The sequence below is a fragment of the Methylocapsa sp. S129 genome (genome assembly GCF_009765995.1).
GTDB lineage: Bacteria > Pseudomonadota > Alphaproteobacteria > Rhizobiales > Beijerinckiaceae > Roseiarcus.
The window spans coordinates 157,291-178,240 of sequence record NZ_LMUI01000013.1 but is presented as its reverse complement, the minus strand read 5'-3'; the positions used below and the strand labels follow the sequence as shown (position 1 = coordinate 178,240).

21 protein-coding genes are annotated in these 20,950 nt (G+C 62.2%); 8 read left to right on the top strand and 13 right to left on the bottom strand.

Features of this window, described 5'->3' with window-relative positions:
- Window positions 1-3: 3 nt before the first annotated feature.
- Together glgB and GSQ90_RS09005 are read right to left on the bottom strand one after the other, a co-directional pair.
- On the bottom strand, window positions 4-2,199 hold the full coding sequence (glgB, locus tag GSQ90_RS09010) for a 1,4-alpha-glucan branching protein GlgB (RefSeq protein WP_158814487.1): 2,196 nt from the start codon (window positions 2,197-2,199) through the stop codon (window positions 4-6).
- Between the two features lie 8 nt (window positions 2,200-2,207).
- Window positions 2,208-4,700, bottom strand: coding sequence for a glycogen/starch/alpha-glucan phosphorylase (locus GSQ90_RS09005; RefSeq protein ID WP_158814486.1), 2,493 nt, complete (start codon window positions 4,698-4,700; stop codon window positions 2,208-2,210).
- 285 nt (window positions 4,701-4,985) lie between these two features.
- Between GSQ90_RS09005 and mtnA the strand changes: the two genes are divergently transcribed.
- Window positions 4,986-6,080: an S-methyl-5-thioribose-1-phosphate isomerase gene (mtnA, locus tag GSQ90_RS09000; protein ID WP_158814485.1), complete on the top strand. Its 1,095-nt coding sequence runs from the start codon at window positions 4,986-4,988 to the stop codon at window positions 6,078-6,080.
- Between the two features lie 156 nt (window positions 6,081-6,236).
- On the opposite strand, the gene GSQ90_RS08995 is transcribed toward mtnA, so the two are convergent.
- The 4 genes from GSQ90_RS08995 to GSQ90_RS08980 all read right to left on the bottom strand — a co-directional run bounded on the left by GSQ90_RS08995 (window position 6,237) and on the right by GSQ90_RS08980 (window position 10,700).
- Window positions 6,237-7,541, bottom strand: coding sequence for a phosphatidylserine/phosphatidylglycerophosphate/cardiolipin synthase family protein (locus tag GSQ90_RS08995; protein WP_158814484.1), 1,305 nt, complete (start codon window positions 7,539-7,541; stop codon window positions 6,237-6,239).
- Window positions 7,542-7,724: 183 nt separating this feature from the next.
- Complete coding sequence (locus tag GSQ90_RS08990; protein ID WP_158814483.1) at window positions 7,725-8,465, bottom strand: DUF72 domain-containing protein; 741 nt, start codon at window positions 8,463-8,465, stop codon at window positions 7,725-7,727.
- Window positions 8,466-8,523: 58 nt separating this feature from the next.
- Complete coding sequence (locus GSQ90_RS08985; protein ID WP_158814482.1) at window positions 8,524-10,095, bottom strand: caspase family protein; 1,572 nt, start codon at window positions 10,093-10,095, stop codon at window positions 8,524-8,526.
- Window positions 10,092-10,700, bottom strand: a complete 609-nt coding sequence (locus tag GSQ90_RS08980; RefSeq protein WP_158814481.1) for a hypothetical protein — start codon at window positions 10,698-10,700, stop codon at window positions 10,092-10,094. The genes GSQ90_RS08985 and GSQ90_RS08980 overlap by 4 nt, the downstream gene beginning before the upstream one ends.
- Before the next feature lie 252 nt (window positions 10,701-10,952).
- Here GSQ90_RS08980 and GSQ90_RS08975 point away from each other — a divergent pair, with 252 nt between their 5' ends.
- The gene (locus GSQ90_RS08975; protein WP_246731489.1) at window positions 10,953-12,203 is read left to right on the top strand and encodes a sarcosine oxidase subunit beta family protein; all 1,251 of its coding nucleotides are present in this window, start codon (window positions 10,953-10,955) and stop codon (window positions 12,201-12,203) included.
- 9 nt (window positions 12,204-12,212) lie between these two features.
- Entirely contained in the window at window positions 12,213-12,491 is a 279-nt protein-coding gene (locus tag GSQ90_RS08970; RefSeq protein WP_158814479.1) for a sarcosine oxidase subunit delta, read from the top strand.
- A 119-nt stretch (window positions 12,492-12,610) separates the two neighbouring features.
- On the opposite strand, the gene GSQ90_RS08965 is transcribed toward GSQ90_RS08970, so the two are convergent.
- The 3 genes from GSQ90_RS08965 to GSQ90_RS08955 form a co-directional block, all read right to left on the bottom strand.
- Window positions 12,611-13,111 (bottom strand): hypothetical protein, encoded by a 501-nt coding sequence (locus tag GSQ90_RS08965; RefSeq protein WP_158814478.1) that lies wholly within the window; start codon window positions 13,109-13,111, stop codon window positions 12,611-12,613.
- A gap of 176 nt (window positions 13,112-13,287) precedes the next feature.
- On the bottom strand, window positions 13,288-13,812 hold the full coding sequence (locus GSQ90_RS08960; protein WP_158814477.1) for a hypothetical protein: 525 nt from the start codon (window positions 13,810-13,812) through the stop codon (window positions 13,288-13,290).
- 124 nt (window positions 13,813-13,936) lie between these two features.
- The gene (locus tag GSQ90_RS08955; RefSeq protein ID WP_158814476.1) at window positions 13,937-15,577 is read right to left on the bottom strand and encodes an MDR family MFS transporter; all 1,641 of its coding nucleotides are present in this window, start codon (window positions 15,575-15,577) and stop codon (window positions 13,937-13,939) included.
- A 103-nt stretch (window positions 15,578-15,680) separates the two neighbouring features.
- On the opposite strand from GSQ90_RS08955, the gene GSQ90_RS08950 reads away from it, so the two are divergent.
- Window positions 15,681-16,316: a TetR/AcrR family transcriptional regulator gene (locus GSQ90_RS08950; protein ID WP_158814475.1), complete on the top strand. Its 636-nt coding sequence runs from the start codon at window positions 15,681-15,683 to the stop codon at window positions 16,314-16,316.
- A gap of 149 nt (window positions 16,317-16,465) precedes the next feature.
- Window positions 16,466-16,834 (top strand): hypothetical protein, encoded by a 369-nt coding sequence (locus GSQ90_RS08945; RefSeq protein WP_158814474.1) that lies wholly within the window; start codon window positions 16,466-16,468, stop codon window positions 16,832-16,834.
- 77 nt (window positions 16,835-16,911) lie between these two features.
- Here GSQ90_RS08945 and GSQ90_RS08940 read toward each other — a convergent pair whose 3' ends face one another.
- A complete protein-coding gene (locus GSQ90_RS08940) occupies window positions 16,912-17,424 on the bottom strand; it encodes an N-acetyltransferase (RefSeq protein ID WP_158814473.1) in 513 nt (170 codons plus the stop codon).
- Window positions 17,425-17,649: 225 nt separating this feature from the next.
- Between GSQ90_RS08940 and GSQ90_RS08935 the strand changes: the two genes are divergently transcribed.
- On the top strand, window positions 17,650-17,931 hold the full coding sequence (locus GSQ90_RS08935; protein ID WP_158814472.1) for a beta/gamma crystallin-related protein: 282 nt from the start codon (window positions 17,650-17,652) through the stop codon (window positions 17,929-17,931).
- A 436-nt stretch (window positions 17,932-18,367) separates the two neighbouring features.
- On the opposite strand, the gene GSQ90_RS08930 is transcribed toward GSQ90_RS08935, so the two are convergent.
- Together GSQ90_RS08930 and GSQ90_RS08925 are read right to left on the bottom strand one after the other, a co-directional pair.
- Window positions 18,368-18,763 (bottom strand): type II toxin-antitoxin system death-on-curing family toxin, encoded by a 396-nt coding sequence (locus tag GSQ90_RS08930; RefSeq protein ID WP_158814471.1) that lies wholly within the window; start codon window positions 18,761-18,763, stop codon window positions 18,368-18,370.
- The gene (locus GSQ90_RS08925; RefSeq protein ID WP_158814470.1) at window positions 18,760-18,987 is read right to left on the bottom strand and encodes an AbrB/MazE/SpoVT family DNA-binding domain-containing protein; all 228 of its coding nucleotides are present in this window, start codon (window positions 18,985-18,987) and stop codon (window positions 18,760-18,762) included. The genes GSQ90_RS08930 and GSQ90_RS08925 overlap by 4 nt, the downstream gene beginning before the upstream one ends.
- Window positions 18,988-19,539: 552 nt before the next feature.
- Between GSQ90_RS08925 and GSQ90_RS08920 the strand changes: the two genes are divergently transcribed.
- Both GSQ90_RS08920 and GSQ90_RS08915 read left to right on the top strand, forming a co-directional pair.
- Complete coding sequence (locus tag GSQ90_RS08920; protein ID WP_158814469.1) at window positions 19,540-19,848, top strand: putative quinol monooxygenase; 309 nt, start codon at window positions 19,540-19,542, stop codon at window positions 19,846-19,848.
- 173 nt (window positions 19,849-20,021) lie between these two features.
- Complete coding sequence (locus tag GSQ90_RS08915; protein WP_158814468.1) at window positions 20,022-20,561, top strand: OsmC family protein; 540 nt, start codon at window positions 20,022-20,024, stop codon at window positions 20,559-20,561.
- 79 nt (window positions 20,562-20,640) lie between these two features.
- Here GSQ90_RS08915 and GSQ90_RS08910 read toward each other — a convergent pair whose 3' ends face one another.
- Window positions 20,641-20,913 carry a helix-turn-helix transcriptional regulator gene (locus GSQ90_RS08910; RefSeq protein ID WP_158814467.1) on the bottom strand — a complete coding sequence of 91 codons (273 nt, stop codon included), beginning with the start codon at window positions 20,911-20,913 and terminating at the stop codon, window positions 20,641-20,643.
- Between the last annotated feature and the right edge of the window lie 37 nt (window positions 20,914-20,950).

Sequence of the window (20,950 nt, the reverse complement as noted above, 5' to 3'; positions counted from 1 at the left end):
ACCTTATTGCGGATCGAATTCGAGAAACAAAGTCGACAGCGGCGGCAGGGTCAAGGCGGCGGAGGCGGGAAACCCGTGCGCTGGCCTCGCCTCGGCGAATATGCCGCCAAGATTGCCCATGTTTGAACCGCCATAGATCGCGGAATCGGAGTTCAAAATCTCCTTCCAGCGTCCAGCGCCAGGCAGGCCGATGCGATAGCCGAGGCGTGGCACGGGCGTGAAATTGCAGACGATCGCAATCGGCTTGTCATCTTCGGCGCCGCTGCGCAGAAAGGCGAGGACGGATTGCTCGTCGTCGTTGACGACGATCCAGCGGAAGCCTTCGGGCTCGCAATCGCGCGCGTGAAGGGCCGGCAGATCGCGATAGAGCCTGTTGAGGTCGCGGATGAAGGCCTGCAGCCCCTGATGCGGCTTGTGATCGAGCAGCCACCACGGCAGGGCGTCGTCGAAATTCCATTCGGTGGTCTGGCCAAACTCCTGACCCATGAACAGCAGCTTCTTGCCGGGATGGGCCCACATGAAGCCGTAATAGGCGCGAGCGGTGGCGAATTTCTGCCATTCGTCGCCGGGGATTTTGCCGATCACCGAGCCTTTTCCATGCACCACTTCGTCATGCGAAATCGGCAGGACAAAATTCTCGGTGAACGCATAAAGCAGGCCGAAGGTCAGCTTGTCATGGCTCCAGCGCCGATGGATGGGGTCGCGCGCCACATATTCAAGCGTGTCGTGCATCCAGCCCATGTTCCATTTGTAGTGGAAGCCGAGGCCGCCGGCGCTGACGGGCATTGAAACGCCGGCCCAGGCCGTCGATTCCTCGGCGATCATCAGCGCGCCGGGAAAGCCGCCTCCCACCAGTTCGTTGGTGCGTTTGATAAAGGCGATGGCGTCGCGATTGTCATTGCCGCCGTCGGAATTGGGCGACCATTCGCCGGCCTTTCTCGAATAATCGAGATAGAGCATCGAGGCGACGGCGTCGACACGCAGGCCGTCGATGTGAAAGCGGTCGATCCAGTAGAGCGCGCTGGCGTGCAGGAAATTGGCGACTTCCTTTCGGCCGAAATCGTAGATCGCCGTGTTCCAGTCCGGGTGGAAGCCGCGGCGTGGGTCGGCATGTTCGTAGAGCGGCGCGCCGTCGAAGTGGGCGAGGCCATGCGCATCGACGGGAAAATGCGCGGGCACCCAGTCGAGGATCACCCCCAGACCCGCCGCATGCGCGCGATCGACGAAGCGTGCAAACCCGGCAGGATCGCCAAAACGGCGCGTTGGCGCGAACAGGCCGATGGGTTGATAGCCCCAGGAGGCGTCGAGCGGATGCTCGGTGACGGGCAGCAATTCCAGATGGGTGAAGCCGAGATCGGTCGCGTAAGGGATCAGCGCATCGGCGAGCTGGTCATAGGTGAGAAAGGAACCGTCCTCGCCGCGCCGCCATGATCCCAGATGAACTTCGAAGACCGACATCGGCTTGCGCCGAAACTCGCCCTCTTTGCGCCGGTTCATATAGGCCGCGTCGCTCCATTGAAAGTCGTCGGTATCGGCGACGACGGAAGCGGTGGAGGGCCGCATCTCCGCCTCGAAGCCGAACGGGTCGGCTTTGAGAGGCTGCAGAGCGCCGTCGCGCGCGATGACTTCGTATTTATAGACGACGCCAGCGCCGAGGCCCGGCGCGAAAAACTCCCAGAGGCCGCTATCGAAACGCTTGCGCATCTGGCAGCGCCGGCCGTCCCATTGATTGAAATCGCCGACGACCGAAACCCGCGCCGCGTTCGGCGCCCAGAGCGCGAAGAGAACGCCGTCGACGCCTTCATGCGTCGTGATCTGGGCCCCGAGACGGCGATAGAGTTGCCGGTGCGTGCCCTCCAGCAGCAGATGGTCGTCGAGTGGGCCGAGGGCGGGGCCGAAAGAATAACCGTCGTCGTAAGACCAGCGTCCTTTCGCATTGGCCGCCTCAAGCCGGTAGACCGGGCGCTCTTTGAGGCCCTTGGCGAGGCCCTCGAAGAAATCGCCCTTGCGGCGTTCGAGCGCGACGATTGTCGCGCCGTCGCGCGCTACCGCGCTGACCTTGTCGGCGAAAGGAACAAAGGCGCGAATCGCCCAGCCCTTTGGAGTCTCGTGAGGCCCCAGCACCGCGAAAGGGTCGCTCTGGCGCGCCGCCAGCACCGCGTCGACATCGGCTTCGTCAGCTTGCCAGTCCTGCGCCATCTCATTCCTCAAACGATCGGACGGAACGGAGCGTTCCATATCTCCCCGGCATATTCGGCAATCGTTCGATCCGACGAAAACCAGCCCATGCGCGCCGTGTTGATAATGCTCGAACGCCACCATCGTTGCTTGTCGCGCCACATTTCGTCGACCCGCATCTGCGCGGCCCAGTAAGCGTCGAAATCGGCGCAGACCATGAAATAGTCGTGGTGGGTCAGGACGTCGACGAGACCGCGATAGCGGCCAGGATCGTCGGGCGAGAAGACGCCGGAGCCGAGTTCGTCGAGCACTTCGCGCAAGAGCGGCGAGGCGGCGATCGTCGCCGTCATGTCGATGCCCTTGGCGCGTTCCGCCTCGATTTCGTGCGCCGTCAGGCCGAAGATGAAGATATTGTCGTCTCCGACATGTTCTTTCATTTCGACATTGGCGCCGTCGAGCGTGCCGATGGTGAGCGCGCCGTTCAGCCCCATCTTCATATTGCCGGTACCGGAGGCTTCCATGCCGGCCGTGGAAATCTGCTCGGAAAGATCGGCGGCGGGAATGATCGTCTCGGCCAGACTCACATTATAATTGGGCAGGAACACGACTTTCAGCAGGCCGCGCACCGTCGGATCCGAATTGACGACGCGCGCCACATCGATCGCCAGTTTGATGATCAGCTTGGCCTGGGTGTAGCTCGCAGCGGCCTTGCCCGCGAAGATTTTGACCCTCGGGGCGAATTCCTTCATCGGATTGGCGCGAATGGAATTGTAGCGCGCGATCGTCTCCAGAATGTTGAGCAACTGGCGCTTGTATTCGTGAATGCGCTTGATCTGAACATCGTAGAGCGAATCGGGGTCGAGCCGCACATTCAGCTTTTCGGCGACCAGGCGGCCGAGCGCGACCTTGTTGGCGCGGCGCGCCAGCGCGAATTGCTCCTGCAGGGCGCCATCGTCGGCATGCTTGGCCAATTCGGCGAGAAATTCGGCGTTGTCGAGCGCCCGTTCGCCAATCGCCCCGACGATGATTTTCGTGAGGCTGGGATTGGCCTCCATCAGCCAGCGCCGGAACGTAATGCCGTTCGTCTTATTGGTGATGCGGCCAGGATAGACCTCGTTCAGATTATGAAAGACGGTCTTGCGCATCAAATCGGTATGGAGCGCGGAAACGCCGTTGATCTTGTGCGACCCGATAAAGGCGAGATTGCCCATGCGCACGCGCCGGCCCGCCTGCTCGTCGATCAGGGACACCGACGACAAGACAGCCGGATCGTTGAAGCCGGCCTTGCGCGCATTGTCCAGGTGCATGGCGTTGATGAGATAGATGATCTGCATATGGCGCGGCAGCAGCCGCTCCATCAACGTCACCGGCCAGCTTTCCAGCGCTTCGGGCAAAAGCGTGTGGTTGGTGTAGGAGAACACCGCCTTGGCGATCGCCCAGCTCTCGTCCCAATCCAGCCCGTTGAGATCGACCAGAATGCGCATCAATTCGGCGATGGCGATCGCCGGATGCGTGTCGTTGAGCTGGATCGCCACCTTGTCGCCGAGCGAGCGGATGTCGCGATGCTGCTTGATATGACGGCGAACGAGATCGAGCAGCGAGGCCGAGGCGAAGAAATATTCCTGCCGCAGGCGCAGCTCCTGGCCGGCGGGCGTCGCGTCGCTGGGATAGAGCACTTTGGAGATTGCCTCGGCGCGCACGCGGTCGGCGAGGGCGCCGATGTAATCGCCGGCGTTGAAAGCATCGAGCCGGAGCGGATCGGGCGCGCGCGCGGTCCATAGCCGCAGCGTATTCACATGATGGCCGCGCCAGCCGACGATCGGCGTGTCGTAGCCGACCGCCTCAACCGTTTCGCCCGGCTTCCAGACATGGCGCATCTTGTCGCCCGCGGCCGCGACCGCCTCGACCTGACCGCCAAAGCCGATCGCATAATTGCTCTCGGGCCGCGCAAATTCCCACGGATTGCCGAAGGCCAACCAGTCCTCCGGGGCTTCCTGCTGCCAGCCGTCGCGGATGATCTGCCGAAACAGGCCGTTGTCATAGCGAATGCCATAACCATGCGCGGCGATCGACAGCGTCGCCATACTGTCCATGAAACAGGCGGCGAGCCGCCCGAGGCCGCCATTGCCCAGCGCGGCGTCGGGCTCGAGACGGCGCAAAACCGCCAGGTCGACGCCCAATTGCGATAACGCCGCCTGCATCGGCTCGACGATGCACAGGTTGGTCATCGCATCGAACAGCATCCGGCCGATCAGAAATTCCAGCGAGAGGTAATAGACGCGTTTGCGATCGTCCGCATAGGTCTCGCGCGTCGAATTCATCCAGCGATCGACAATGATGTCGCGCGTGGCGAAGGCGACGGCGAGAAACCAGTCGCGCTGGCTGGCCGCCACGACATCCTTGCCGATCGAATAGGTGAGCTTGGCCAAAATCGCGGTTTTGAGCTCGTCGACGGTCGGCGGCGTTGAATCGGGATGGCTGTGGGGGGCGTTCGGGTTTTCGCTGGGGCTGACCTGATCCATCTTGTTGCTTTCTTTGGGCGCGCCGCTGCCTGTGCCGACAAAAGCCGGTTTCTTTCGCTCTGTCCAGCGCGGACGCGAAATCCTCGATGAGCCGAGGGCGGCTGGGACTATGAAAGTATCAATGTGACGATAGAATTGGCCAGCCCCGCCGCCGGGCGCAAAGATGGTTTTTTTGAACAATGTTGTGGCTTTGGCCAAGGGCTTGCTGAATAATTGAGCAATGGCGACCCGTCCGCGCGCCGCCGGGATCGGCGCGCATGAGAAATCCGATCAGAGGCGCAAGGCATGAAAGTGGACGGCCGTTCTTATCGCACCATCTGGCCCTCGGCCGACGGCGCGGGCGTCGAAGTCATCGACCAGACCCTGCTGCCGCATCGATTCGCGACACGGCGCATCGACGACCTTGACGCCGCGGTCCATGCCATCGCTTCGATGGTCGTGCGCGGCGCGCCGCTGATCGGCGCCGCCGCCGCCTATGGCCTTGCTCTGGCGCTGCGTCATGATCCGAGCGACGCCGGTCTGGAGTGCGCCTATGGCCTGTTGCTGCGCTCGCGGCCGACCGCCGTCAATTTGCGCTACGCGCTCGACGATGTGAGGAGCGTTGTAGGAGGACTGGCGCCGAAGGCGCGGGCGGACGCCGCCTGGCGTCGCGCAGGCGAAATCTGCGATGAGGATGTCGAGCTTTGCCAACGCATCGGGCAAGCCGGGCTGCCGCTCATCGAGGATGCGCACCGGCGCCTCGGCCGGCCGGTGAATATCCTGACCCATTGCAACGCAGGCTGGCTCGCCACCGTCGATTGGGGCACGGCGACGGCGCCGATCTATATGGCCCATGATCGCGGCGTGCCCGTTCACGTCTTTGTCGATGAGACGAGGCCGCGCAACCAGGGGGCCGCGCTGACCGCCTTTGAACTTGGCCAGCATGGCGTGCCGCATACGATCGTTGCGGATAATGCCGGCGGCCATCTGATGCAGCACGGGCGCGTCGACTTGTGCATCGTCGGCACGGACCGCGTCACCGCGCGCGGCGACGTGGCCAACAAGATTGGCACTTATCTTAAGGCGCTCGCCGCGCGCGCCAATCACGTGCCCTTCTATGTCGCGCTGCCGCATACCACGATCGACTGGACGATCAGCGATGGCCTGCGTGAAATCGAAATCGAAGAGCGAGATGCCGGCGAGGTCACGCATATGACGGGACGGCTCGACAACGGCGAGGTCGCGCGCGTGATGATAAGCGCGCCCGGCAGCCCGGCCGCCAATCCGGCTTTCGATGTGACGCCGGCGGAATTGGTGACGGGGCTGATCACGGACCGCGGCGTTTGCGCGGCGACGAGCGAGGGGCTAGCGGCGCTGTTTCCGGAGCGTCGAGCGGGGTAGTGGCGCCCGCCAAGACGGGGTCGCAGATGTTAGCCATTAAATCATTGATTTAATTCGAAGATTTTGCAGCATCAAACGGGTTATATCTAATCCAAAACTGAGCAATCAGCGTCTCCATTCCCGGTGTTTCGGTTGCCCAACGTTGAAGCTTGAGGATTATTTGCCGTAGGCCTCAGGAGCCATGCTGAATGCGAGGCCTCGCCAATTGTAATCTCGACTTTCTCCTCTGATGCGATTGGCATGAGCCGCCTCTCGATACAGTCCAAGAGCGGCGTGGTCGTCCAAATGCGCGGTGTCCTCGTCCAGATGCTCGGATAGAAGTTGGCAGCGCAATGCCCGCACGACGATTGGATCCCAGAATGCAGCGTTCATCTCCGAGTGGCCGGAAAGCGAATAGACATGAAGATTGCATGAGCCAATTGTCGCCCATTCATCGTCAACCAGCATTATCTTGGCATGCACGTAGATGTTGTTGCGCCCGCCTCGTTCATCCGGCGCGGCAATTCCCACAAGCGTGAAATTCTCATACCGGCCGAGCGCGTCTATCCGGTTGAAGAAATCCCTGCGAGCCGGGTTCTGGCGGGCGGCGCGGACATGATCCTCGGGCTCAGCGGGGACGAGCATGACGACGTCCACGCCACGCCTTAGAGCCTCTTCAAGTTTGATCGCGATCCGCGGAATCGGTATTGCCTGATTTTCGATGTAGATCGACCGTCGGGCTGCCTCGATCGCTCGCTCGTACTGCTCGAGAATGGAGCGTTCTCCGGTCGCGATGTCGTATGGGCTTCCTCCGGGCGTGGCGTGGCCGTCTGCGTAGCGGCCCTCATGCACCATGCGCTGAATTTGAACGATGCTTGCGCCTCTCGGCTTGGAAATCCGCTTCGGAAAGGACAGGACGTCCGAGGGGGCATGGCCCCAGCACCCCCCTTCGCTCTCTCGCTCGCTGGCCTCGTTCCAGCGCTGAACGAAGTTGTGATGCACATCGGTCGCCGATGGCCCGGTCACCTCGACATAGAGATCATGTCGCTTTCCTTCGCCGAGGTGGCCCGGCGATCCCATATTCGCGGCGGTCAGGTTGATCCCGCCGACGAACGCCGTTTCAGAGGTCTGGCCCGCGTCGATCAGCCAACACTTCTGATGCTGGCAGTAGACGCTGTGCGCGCGATCCCAGCGGATGCGGAATCGCGATCCACGGGCGCGGAGCATGTCTCGATCGTCTCGTGACCCCGGAAAGGTACGACCATAGCCACTGCTTTCCGGATTAGGGCGCCAGAAAAGAGCCCGAACATCGAGTCCTCGCTCAACGGCATGGTCCAGTGCGTCGAACAGAGAGCCGCGGCCGTCCGGGAAACAAAAGTCGGGAGCAAAGAAAGTCACCGTCAGCCAGATGCTGTGGCGCGCGGCGTCGATTGCCTCTCCGATGCGCTGAAAGGTCGGAATGCCATCTACAAGCGGTCGCACCAAATTGCCCGACCGAGCAGGATATGAGCCGGATGGGACGCACGATATATGGCTCTGAGGGGCGAGCGGAGAAGCGGAGTCTGGCCGGGTCACATTCACATTCTCGCAAATTTCGATCCTGAGCTAATCCGATTTGCTCAATTCCCCTGATCGAGGTTTTCAGCACAGGAGGGGAGTGATTTTTCACCCGACCTTCTTCATCAGCGCCTGCGCCGCTGCCGGATTGCGCACCTTCGCTCCCGAAATGAAATAAGCGAAAACATCGCCTTGCTTCGCCCAGGCGCGCGCCTGTTTCGCAAAGCCGTCTAGCTCTCCGTCCGTGACGCCCGTCTCCATATCCTCGCGGCTCGCCATCAGGCGCGCATAGGTGAAATCGGCGGTAGGCTGGTCGATCTCCGGGAAATCCTCGTCCTTGGCGTAGACGATCGCGACGCCGTGTTTCCGGGCGAGATCGTAGAAGGCTTGCGTCGCGAAGGTCGGGCTGCGGACCTCCACTGCATGACGCAGGGCGACGCCGTCCTTCTCCTTGGGAAGCAACGCCAGGAAGGCGCCGAAATCCGCGGCGTCGAATTTTTTGGTCGCCATGAACTGCCAGTTGATCGGCCCGAGCTTGTCGCCGAGTTCCGTCAAGCCCTGATCGATGAATCGGCCGACGGATTCGCCGGCTTCCGCGAGAATCTTCCTGTTGGTGCAAAAGCGCGAAGCCTTCACCGCGAAGACGAAGCCATCGGGCGTTTCGTCGCGCCATTTGCGCCAGGTGTCCGGCTTGAAACTCGAATAATAAGTGCCGTTGATCTCGATCGAGGTCAGGGCGCGCGAGGCGAATTCGAGCTCGCGCTTCTGGCTGAGGCCTTCGGGATAGAAAACGCCGCGCCATGGCTCGAACGTCCACCCGCCAATGCCGATTCTGATCGCTCCGCTCATGGCCTCCCCTTCATCTTTCTTCGGCGCGAAGGAACGCATTCGGGCGCCAACCGCCGGCTCAATTGCGCTCGATTGTGCTGACTTCCGACTGCGTTCCGTCGCGCCAGGTGATTTGCAGGCTGACCGATTTGGTCTTGGGCGGCGCTTTCAAATAGAGCTTGGCGTTTTCAGGCACGGAGAACGGGTCCTTGGCGTTGCAGCCCGGCAAGTCGTAGCGTTGCAGCGGCTTGCCGTCGTCCAGACCGTAGCGCAGTTCAGCGATCGCGCATCGATAGGTCACCAGCGTCGTGAAATAGATCAACGTTCCGTTGAAGTCGCGAAACTCAACCCAATTGCCCGGCATTTGCTCGAGGATTTGCTTTTGCTCGCGGAACAGCGCGGCTTCGGGATCGAACCAGATCGGGAATGGCCCGACCGAGGCGCCATCGGGCGTTTCGTAGCGCACCTGGATGATCGTCGCCGCCGCCTTGCTCGAGAGCGGAAAGGACGGATTGGGCGCGCGTTGGCCCGTGCGCTGATCGATATAATCCGCGACCCCTGTCGGCTTGAACTCGCCGGCGTCGCCGATGCGGTAGGAGATCGCCGTCGCAGGTTCGGGCAGCGAGAGCGTCACCGTCCATCCCGCGTTCGAGCGCATGAAATTGGCGATCGGGGCCTGGCCGCCGACTTTTAGCGCCTCCGCGATCTTCGGGTCGGGCGTCAGGGCGGCGGTCTGTTGCCGCACGGGCGGCGGGGCGGCCTGAGCGACCAGCGCCGGGCTGGCGACGGGCGAATCCGAGGAGGCGTCCGAGAGGACGACATCGCCGACGACCTGATCATAATAAGCCGGCGTCTGCTCATAGCCGATGGTGGCGGCGAGATCGCGCACCTCCACCTGGGTCGCCTTGGCGATCTGCACCAGCGTTTGCCCCGGCTTGGCGAGTTCGCGGAGGAATGTGCGCGTAAACACGGAATTCTTTTCGTCGTCGCTGTCCGACAAGCGGTCCAGCGCTTCCTGCTTGGCGCCCGCCGACATCAGCACGAAGACGCCTTCGGGGGCGTCGATGCGCGCCAGTCCCCCGCTGCCAGCGGCCGCTCTTCCGGGCGAAGCGAAGGGATTGTCGCGGCAGGCGTCAAGGACCAACACCGTCAGGCGCGCGCCGCTCTTGCGAACGCCATCGAGCACGCCTTCGACGGAAAAAGCGGCGTCGCGCACGATGCCGACCTGATTGACCTGGGCGGACGGCACGTCGATCGGCAGCAAATAGTTTGCGCCGGAAATCTCAAAGCCGTGCCCGGAGAAAAAGAACAAGGCGCGATCGCCCGGCTGCAGCTCGGCGTCGAATGCGGCCAGCGCGCGGCTCATTGCGCGCTGATCGACATTCAGGGAGCGCCGGACGATGAAACCCATTTTCTCAAGCTGGTCGCCGACCGCGCGCGCGTCACCGACGGCGGTTTTGAGGGCGGTGACGTTGGCGTAGGAATCGTTGCCGATGACGAGCGCGAGACTGCGCGCCTGCGCGATCGCGGCCCAGGCGAAAAGCGCAATTCCAGCGAGCCCCGCCCGCGCCAGACATCGCGTCCAACGCCATGCCGACCGGCGGGGCGCGCCGAGCCTGGTCGAGCCGATCGGGTTTCGATCCCGTCTCATTGCGGTTTTGACGCGTCCGGCGTCGGCTGCGCGGCCTGATTCTTGGCTTGCAGGTCGGCGAGATTTTTGGCCGCCGCGTCCGCCTGCTGCTGCAGATCGGTCAATTGACTTCTGGCGCTGGCGACGGCGGCGAGAAGCTGGTCGCGATCGTTCGATGCGCTTTGCAACTGGCTTTGCACGGCGGCGAGCTGGTCGCTTGCTTCTTTCGCCTTGGCGTCGGCGGCCTGCAAATCCTTAGTCTTGGCGCTGGCCTCTTCCTGCGCGCCCGACACGGTGAGGCGGGCGTCGGTGATCTGCTTGTTGAGGTCGATCAGCTCGTTCTGGGAGGCCGCCCGCGCCGCGGTCGCTTCCGATAGCGCGATTTTGGCGTCCTCGGCCTGTTTTTGCACTTCGGCGAGGCTGCCGGACGCTTTTTGCAGATTCTGCAGATCGGCGGCCATGCCCTCCCGCGCATGTTCGGCGCGATTGAGCGCGTCGCGCATGTCGCTCTGAACGGCGGAGACCTGCGAGGAGAAATAAGCGACAAGCAGCCAACCGAGAATCGCGACGGCGGCGAGGGCCAATGGCACGGGACGGCGAAAATCGTCGCTGATATTATAGGCCATGCGAGCCTTCTCCCGGGAATCGCCAAACAAACAGTGAACAGGGCTGCCGGTTGCATCTTGAAGCCATTATTTCGTCACGCCAAGCGCAAACTTCGCCCTGCGCGGCTATTCCTGGCGCCGCATGACAAGAGTGGGGGCGCATATTGAACAATTATGGGGCGCGCATCGCCCCTCGCGTCATATAGAGGCTGGACAAAGGCGCCCGCGCATGGCGCCATTGGCGACGCTGCGGCCACAGGGAGCGTTCCAGCCTTGAAGTTTTCTTATCTCAGTCTCGCCCGCCAGGCGCTCGGCGGCCATCAAGGCTGGCCCGAGCAATGGCGCTCGCCCGCGCCCAAAAGCGCTTACGACGCCATCATTGTCGGGGCGGGCGGACACGGTCTCGCCACCGCCTATTACATGGCCAAAGAACATGGCATGCGCAACATCGCCGTTCTCGAAAAGGGCTGGCTCGGCGGCGGCAATACCGGCCGCAACACCACCATCATCCGCTCCAATTATCTGTGGGAGCCCTCCGAGGCGATCTACGGCCACGCCCACAAGCTCTGGCATGGGCTGTCCCAGGAATTGAACTACAACGTCATGTTCTCGCCGCGCGGCGTCATGCTGATCGCCCATAGCCATCACGACGAGCAATCCTTCAAGCGGCATATCTACGCCAATCGCCTCGCCGGCACGCAGAACGAATGGCTAACGCCCGAACAGGCCAAGGCGTTCTGCCCGCTGCTCAATATCGATCCCTCGATGCGCTATCCCATCGTCGGCGCCGCTCTGCAGCGCACTGGCGGCACGGCGCGCCATGACGCGGTCGCCTGGGGCTATGCGCGCGGCGCCTCGACGCTGGGCGTCGACATTATCGAGAATTGCGAGGTCAAGGGGATTGCGCGCGACGCCTCGGGCGCGGTCAGCGGCCTTGAGACGACGCGGGGCCCGATCGCGACAAAAAGAATCGGCGTCGTCGCCGCCGGCAACACCAGCGTCGTCATGGCGATGGCGGGCGTCAGGATGCCGCTCGAATCCTTCCCCTTGCAGGCCCTGGTGTCCGAACCGCTGAAGCCGATCATGCCCTGCGTCGTCATGTCGAACACGATCCACGCCTATATGTCGCAATCGGACAAGGGCGAACTGGTCATCGGCGCGGGCACCGACGCCTATACCTCCTATAGCCAGACCGGCGGCCTGCATATCGCGACGCAGACGCTGGAGGCGATCTGCGAAATGTTCCCGACCGTGTCGCGCCTGCGCATGCTGCGCAATTGGGGCGGCATCGTCGACGTGACGCCGGACCGCTCGCCGATCATTTCGAAGACGCCGGTGCCCGGCCTGTTCGTCAATTGCGGCTGGGGCACCGGCGGCTTCAAGGCGACGCCGGGCTCGGGCCATGTGTTCGCCCATCAGGTCGCCACCGGCGAGCCCCATCCGATCAATGCTCCCTTCACCCTCGATCGCTTCCGCACCGGCGCCCTCATCAATGAGGCGGCGGCGGCGGCGGTCGCGCATTAGAGCCAGACCATGCTGCTGATCCGCTGTCCCTATTGCGAGATGGAACGCCCGGAAACCGAGTTCCGCTACGGCGGCGAGGCGCATCTCGTGCGCCCGCTCCATCCGGCCGCCGCCAGCGACGAGGAATGGAGCGCCTTCCTCTATCTGCGCGTCAACGACAAGGGCCTCCACGCCGAACGCTGGCGCCATGCGTCAGGCTGCGGGCGCTATTTCAACTGCCTGCGCGACACGATCACCGACAAGATCAGCGTCACCTATAAGTCGGGCGAGGCGCCGCCATCGTTGTAGGCGCGATCGCTGATCCCTAGGCGAATGCGAAGCATTCGTCCGCCGCGCTTCTTCGCCGCCGTTTCATCCGCAAGTGATCGAAAAAGCGCTTTCGCGCTGAACGCGGTCAGCGACCGCGTCTACAACAGGCCCATGCCCGATTTCGCAACGTAACGGACGATCATCGGAGGCAGGATTATCCATTGTTTGCATAATCGCCTCCATGCAATCAATGGATAGCTGTCGCTGAGCCCAGCGCCGTTTCGCTTGGGCCGGCGCGGAAGATCGGCGCCGGGGATGCGGCTCCAAATAAAATATCTGGAAAACGCATTTGCCGCACCCAATCGCACAACGCGCGCTTCGCCAAGCCCTTGATATCGCAAGACAGGAAAGCCTCGCCTGCAAATCTTTTTCTGGTTCGATTCAAGGAAATCAAAGCTTTGCAAGTGAAAAACCGTAAAATTATGTTTTCTGATTTTCCAACGCCGCCGCGCGTCGCGGCGCGGCTCGCAATCCCGGCTGGGCGCGCACATTGAGGCAAGGCAGGGGAATCGGACGGGTTCAAACTGCGCCTCCCGATTGTGGGACATCAGGCGCACTTTAGCATAGGTTTCGATTTTCAGAAATAACTTGTTTCGCATGGCGCGAACAAGGCCGGCCGAGACTTGCGCCCTTAGCCGCCTGCCCGACGCCCCGCCAAATCGCCCTGAAATGACGCGCGCCGAGCGGCTTTGTAGCCGCGCTCGCTGAGCGCGGCCAGCGCAGGGCGGCGGGGAGAGGTTCGGCAAGTCAATTAAAGGCGCCATCGCCGCGCGCTCTAACGGGCGATCACGTCGTAGGAGAACGCGACAAGGACCCTGCCATTCCTGAAGGCGGCGACTTCCAGCCTGTCCTTGCCGCCGTCCGCCTCCGCCGTCCAGGCATAGGTCAGCTTGCCCGTCTCCGGATCGGACTTCGTTTGCGGATCGGGCAATGTCGTCTCGCGCTTGAGGCGCTCGATGAAGGCGGCGGGGTCGACGTTGTCGGCGTGGACCGAGCAACTGACCTGATAATGCGCGCGCGGCCCTCCGAAATAGGCGTCGATGGCGAAGTTCGAGCCTTGATCGGAGAGCTTCCAGAAATTGATGTCATCAGGGTCCCGCTTGAGGTCGTCGGGCGCGACGGGACCATCTTGATGGATGTAGCCGAGGCTGCGCGCCTGCGCATCCAGCGCCTCGCCGGAGACCGGCTTCATGGCGCACGTCCTCTCAAAAATCTGGAAAAGCCTCTCGCCATTGTCTTCGGCCAAAGCCTCGCCCATGCCGAGCGCGCTGAGCAGCATCGCCGCGCAAAGAAGACGCATGGTGGGGCCTTCCCAATTCTGTTCCGGGATCATCCGGATGCCGTGCGGACGCCGTCCACGCCATCACCGTAACCGCCGACCGCAGCCGCCCGCAAATCGCCGCCCCCGGATTACAATCGACACCTCACGCGCCGTGCAATTCCGCGCCATTGTCGGCGATCGGCTCCGCCGCGCGTTGATTGGTCTTGCGAAGCGGAATTTCGCGCAAGAAGAGGGCGAGCGCCGTCGCCGCCAGGAGCAGCGCCGCCGCGATCTCGAAGACGTCGCGAAGCGAACCGGCGAGCGCTATGCGCGCGGCCTGGCGAACGGCGTCGATCATCGCGTCGGTGTTGAGACCGAAGCCGTTGAGGATCGCCTCAAGCTGTTTGGCGCCGGCCGACGTCATGTAAAGCTGGGCGTCGGTGAGGGCGGCGATCGGCTGCGGAGAGACGTCTGCGACGATGTCGGCGGGCAGGGCCCGGCGGAACGCCGGAGCAAAGCCGCTGGCGAGCACGCTTCCGAATGCGGCGACGCCCAGCGTGCCGCCGATCGAGCGCACGAACTGCACCATCGAGGTCGCGCTGCCGACCACGCGCGCCTCGACCGCGTTCTGAACGGCAAGGTTGAAGACCGGCATCGCCGCCCCGAGCCCGACGCCGAGGATCGCGACATTGCGCACCACCATGAAATAGCTCGTGGACGGGTCCATCCTGGAGAGCAGGAACATGCCGATCGCGCCCATGGCGGCGCCGCCGATCGCGAACGGGCGATAGCGTCCCGTCCGCGAGATGCCCTGGCCGGCGACGACCGCCGTCAGCAACAGCGCCAAAGTGAGCGGCATCAGGATTTTGCCGCTGTCGGTGGCGCTGCTTCCGAGCACCGACTGGACGAACAACGGGATGAACAGGACCGCGCCGAACATCGCGGCCGAAGTCAGGAAGGCTGTCGATAGCGCAACGCTGACGATCGCGTTGCGGAACAGCGCGAGATTGACGATTGGGTGCGCGGCGCGGAGCTCGACGACGAAGAACAGCGCGCCAAAAACAACGCCAGTCAGCAACAGGCCAAGGATGGTCGGCGAGGCCCAGGCATAGTCGCGGCCGCCCCAGCTCAGGGCGAGCAGGACGGGCACGATCGACGCGACGAGCGACAGCGAGCCGGCATAGTCGATCCGGAAGTCCGCCGCCTTTTGCGCCCGGATGTGCGGGAAGAAGAAATAGAGGATCGCCAGAGCGACAAATCCGACGGGGAGGTTGACGTAGAACGCATAGCGCCAGCCCGGGCCGTCCGTCAGAAAGCCGCCGATCAACGGTCCGATTACGCTCGACAATCCAAAGACGGACGCGGCGATCCCGATCACGCGGCCGCGTTTGGCGGGGGGATAGAGGTCGGCGATGGTGGTGAACGCCATCGTCTGCATGACGCCGGCGCCAAGGCCCTGGAGCGCGCGAAAGATCACCAGTTGCAGCATGTCGCCGGCAAAGCCGCAGAGCGCGCTTGTCGCCATGAACCACAGCACGCCGACGAGAAGGAACGGCTTGCGGCCATAGACGTCGCTCAGCTTGCCCGCGATCGGCAGAATGGCGGTCGAGGCGATCATATAAGCGGTGACGACCGCCGAATAATGCTCGAAGCCGTGCAGTTCGGAGATGATCCGCGGCATGGCGGTTCCCACGATCGTCTGATCGAGGGCGGCCATCAGCATCGCAATCATGACGCCGATCACCGTCGCCAGCACCGCGCGCGGCGACAGGTCTTGATAGGTGTCGGGCTGGGCGGCGGCCATCTTCACACCTTCCTGCGCAATGAGAGCTTTGACGTCTCGGCGATCGGTTCTATGATAGTTGAGGTTTGGCTCATGTATTGATATTTGAGGGTAGGCTCGCATAATGTCAACTGTTTTGATCGAGCGCGGCGCGCTTGAGCCGCAACGGCGCCCGGGCAGGCTGCGGGTCGCGGCGCTGCTGGAGGCGGGGGCCGACGTGATCGCGGAGCGCGGCTATGAGGCCGCGACCATGGCCGAGGTCGCCGCGCGCGCCGGCGCGCCGATTGGCTCGCTCTACCGCTTCTTCCCGAATAAAGAGGTCCTCGCCGACGCTTTGATCCAGCGCTTCGCCGATCTCATCGACGAATCGTTTGCCGCGATCGACGCGGAGGCCGCGACATTGTCGGTGGGGGCGCTGACGGATGCGTTGTTTGGCTTGATCGGCAAGATGCACCGCGAAAAGCGGACCATCGTCGCCCTTCTCGATGCGCATTCGGATTGGTCGGCCCGGCGCGCGGAATTCAAGAGCAGGCTCGGGCGACGCATCGCGCAGACGCTCAAGCTGTCTCGCTCGAAACTTGACGACGAACGCGTTCGCGATATCGCGATCGTCCTGATGCATATGATGAAGACGATGGCGCATTTGAAGCGTGAGGCCGCGGACGGCGCGGATTCCGGCGCCATGACCGAACTGCGCGAGATGACGCGGCTGTATCTGGCGGACAGGCTTGGAGATGAGCCGGCGAAACGCCGGCGGTAGGGCGCAGTCCAAAGCGTCGATCAGTGAATAAAGGGCGCAGGCGCCGTCATTTCCGAGGGATACAAGAGCTCGCCTTGCCTCGCCTTGCCGCGCGAAGTGTGGCGGCGCAAACTGAGATGCGTCGCCGATGCGAGATGAGCGGAGCCAAAATGCCGTCGATATTCGCTAGCCGAAGGATGGCTTTGGCGTTCGCGCTTTCGCTCGCCGTTTTACCAGGCGCCGCGCGCGCCGCAACGGCGATCGAGGGCGACTGGGTCGGGGAGGACGACAAGGGCCGAACCGTGCGGCTGACGGTCGCCCACAGCAAAATTCTGCAATTTGCCGTTGCGGGCGCCGCCGATCCCGAGGACGTCAAGGCGCCGCGCCGGATCAAGAGCGTCAGGTTCTCGCGCGACGGCCGCCGCGTCGAATTGACTTTCGTCGGCGGACGCGTCGAGGCGCATCTCGACAGCGAACTCTTGCGCGGGATCATTTGGGATTCGCTCGGCAAAACAGCGTTTGCGCTCGGGCGGATCTGAGCGCAGGTTTATGGACGCCTTCGCGAAGATGCCGTCGGGGCGATTGGAAGCCGCGGATCGAAGATTTGCGAGCCGGCTCAGGTGAGAGGTGACAAGGGTCGAAGCATCAACAGGCAGGGATTGTCCGCGCCCCAGAGGGTCGGAAATTCCTCGATTGGCAGGAAACCGATCGCCTCATAGAACCGCCGCGTAGCCGCGTAATTCGGATCGGCCTTCGACGAGGAAAGCGTCTTCACCGTCAAAAACCGCGATCTTTGCGCGGCGGCGAGTTGCACGGCGGCTTCAATCAAGCTGCGACCGATCCCCTGGCGATGCCACTGACGCTTGACGCCCATGACATACACTTCCGCTGCGACGGCCGTCTGAACTTTCACTGACACGAAGCCCGCCACCGGGCCGGCGGGGTCGAAACACGCCAGCATCGGCATCCCGTCGGCCGCCGAGACGTAGCTCTCGATCGCCGACGCAATGCCGAACCACGCCGGCAAAGATTCCAGCACCTCGCGACAGATCGCCCCGCGCCCGGCAAACACCGGAATCGGCTGAAGGGCTGGACTCGTCGCGATCGTGGGGCGTGGCGGATCGAGCATGGCGCGATCCTGCTCCATCAAAAGAGCACGATAAAGGACATTACCATGCGATTGAGGAGCGACAAACTCCGTTCCAAAGACGGCGAACCGCCGATGCTCAAATCTGAGCAGCAGTTGTTCAAGTTCACGCTACCAAGACCCATGTTCTTCGTGCGTTAATACTTTCTTAACTTTTACGGCGCGGCCGCGGTCACTTGAGGTCGGCCAATTTCAAGGGGGGAACCGATGGCACAGTGCACAATATTTTGGGATGAAAATTTTTCTGGCAATGCATATGTTATCAACAATAGCATTCCAGATTTTCGGAATATGAGCGGAGAGTTCCCAGGGCAGAATTGGAATGATGAAACATCTTCAATTAAAGTAGCTTCTGGTACTTGGAGGTTTTTTGCAGATATAAATTATCAAGGCGCTTCGAAAGATTTGGGTCCAGGGGAATATCGCTCTACAACCTCGGTCGGCATTGTCGACAATACTATTTCATCGGTGCAGCTTATTAGCGGATAAATTTCTGCGGCGTCCTATCGTCGGCAGTTGTTGGTACGCCAATAGGACGCCGTCGTCGCGCCCACGACGAAGCGGACGATGACTCCCTCAAGTTAGAGCGCTCCCTTCACACGGGAGGAGCGGCAGGTTCACGCCGCGTCTATTCGGGCTCTATCCGCTCCTCGCACGCGCCACTGACGAGGTGCATGCAGGCTTCGCCGATGCGTTCGCCTGCCAATCCTGGCAAGCGCAGTGCGGCTTGCTGGCGGCCGTCTTCTCGCCGCCCTTATTCCAGTGCTCGACATGAGTGATTCGGCATTTCCCGATGAGCGCGCCCTCGTTCAGCCGCCTCGTGTCATTTGACAAATGCGGGCGCCTCGCCGGAATGCTGATGATGAAACCCGAATGGTTCGTGGGTTCGGTTCCGCGCAGGCTTTTCCCACCCTCTCGCCGTCCATTATTCACTCGTAACGTTCTCCCGGAGAAACGCCATGTACCCCGCCTCGCTCAACGTCCCCGCCGCCAAGGCGAGCACGGAGTCCGCCGCGGCGGCCTCGGTTGCTGTGAAGCGATAGCCGTTCAATTCGAGAAACAGGATTCCGGCGACGAAGCCCGTTCGCTTGTTGCCGTCGACAAAGGGATGGTTCTTGAAGATCTCGGCGGTATAGACGGCCGCCATGTCGACCCAATCGGCGCTGTCGCCATAGGCCGCCAATGGCCTGGCGCGCGCGAGCGCCGATTTCAGCAATCCCTCATCGCGCACGCCGGCCGGGCCGCCATGAAACGCCAGAAGCCGATCATGCAGCGTGAGGACATCAAGCTCCTCAATCCAGATCGGCTCCGCGCCCGTCATTGAGCGAGAACGTGCAGCGCGTTCCGGTAGCGGCGCATGATGTCGTCGGCCTTTTCCATCTTCCTGGCGAAGCCCGGATCATAAGGCGTCAGACGATAGCTGCCGTCCGGGGCCTCGACGGCGTAAAGAGAATCGCCCTTGCTCAGATTCATGCGGGCCAGCATCTCCTTCGGGATGATGACGCCCGTGGAGGCGCCGATCGCGGTGAGCTTGAGGGTGAGCATTAAGAGTCCTCTCGAAACACATAGATAATGCCGCGCTGTCATTTCGGCAGTGACATTATGATGTTTATAATTATGTCGGCATGGCGGACGCAGGATAGATAGCAAACTGTTAATCGCCATGCGCTATCGAGGAGGCTCGCCTCCGAGACTTTCGTCATGACAATTTCTGCACTTTCCGCATCCGCAACCACCTCCGCCGCTGCGCTGGTCCAGTTGGCGAATGGCGAATACACGGCTTCGTCCGTTGCCGCCGATCCTGCCGCTGCGACCAAACTAGGCTTGGTTAAAGAGAAGGATGGGAATTATGGCACAGCGACTGCGCCTCCTGCCTCTAGCACGACAGCCACGGCTCAAAGCTCGTCGGCCGTCCTGGCGGCCTTGGCGTCGCTAACGCTCGGCGGCCAGTAAATTAGGAGCCAAAGTCTGGATTGTTTCGTCGCTACGCCTTCTCGCGACGGCAATGGTCCGATTACAGCCGCGCTGGCGATTTTTCCTCGCCCATGCGAGCATAGCGCCGAGCCGTCGGCGTCAAAATTTCACAGGGAGAGAAACATGATCCGGGTCATTGCGATCGTCACCGCCAAACCTGGACGCCGGGAGGAAATCCTCACCGCTTTTCGCGCCAATGTTCCGGCCGTGCGCGCCGAAAAGGGCTGCATCGAATACGGGCCGACGATCGACGCCGAGGGGTTCGGTTCATTCCAGGCCAAAATGGGTCCCGACACATTCGTCGTCATCGAGACCTGGACCGACGCCGACGCTTTGAAAGCGCATGCCGTCGCCCCGCATATGGCGGCCTATGGCGAGAAAACAAAAGACCTGATCGCCAGCCGCGCCATCCACATCCTGTCGCCGACGTGAGCGAGCGCCGGGGCTGTTCCTGGCCGTCGATTTATTTGAGCCGAGGCTAAAGACCCAATGTGGATCGATACGCAATCGCCCGTGGAGCAACGGGCGGTCCATTGCTCATTTTATTAATTGACATTTTCTATAGACTAAATTCTACTCTCTGCTCTCATCACCGGAGCCCTGCCATGTCGATTAATTTCAAAGACATTTTCGATGGTACTCAATCTGCGCTCAAAGACGCTCCCGATCAGGCTAATGCGTGGTTCGAGGCGCAGACGCGGCTGGGGGAGGGATTCAACAGCACGGCCGCCGTTCGCCAGTTCACGACGCATGTCGATGAGCCCACAGGGCTCGGCGGGAAAGACTCGGCGCCCAACCCCGTCGAATATATTCTGGTGGCGCTCGGCTCATGCCAGGAAATTACTTATCGGCTCTACGCGGATGCGCTCAAAATCCCATTGACGAGCGTGTCGGTCAAACTGCGAGGCCTGGTCGATCTGCGCGGGTTCTTCGCCGTCGACGACAGCGTCCGACCCGGTTTCCAGCGCATAGAGGCGGTCGTCACTCTCGAAAGCCCGGCGTCGGAAGACGACCTGCGCAGATTGAAAGAGACGGTCGATCGCCATTGTCCGGTCCTCGACATTTTACGCAATCCCGTGCCGGTCGCGCTCTCTTCAGCCATCGTGGACCGCGGCGCGATTCCAGCCGCAACTCAGGCCGCCTGACGCCTCCGCAAATCCAATGGCTAGATGCGTCGGCGCGAAAGGCCGACGCCGCCGGATCGCGATTCTCGCCGACCCTCGTTCACTCGTCGTTTTGAGCGTTCAGCTCCTCGACCGGGATCGCGGCGCCCGCGCCGCCTTTGCGCAACCAGACGCCGACATCGCCGCCGTCGGAGATGAATTCCACGCCGAAACGTTCGAGCGCTTTCTGGAATAGCCCGACGGTCATGTCCGGGACGCTCTGGCCGGATTCGAAGCGCGACACCGTGCCGATCGATACGCGCGCCGATTCCGCGAGTTCGCGAACGCCGATCGCAAGACCGGCCCGCGCCATTCTGCATTGTTCAGGAGTCACTTAAATTCATCCCATTCTGGCGCGCCGTAATATGCGT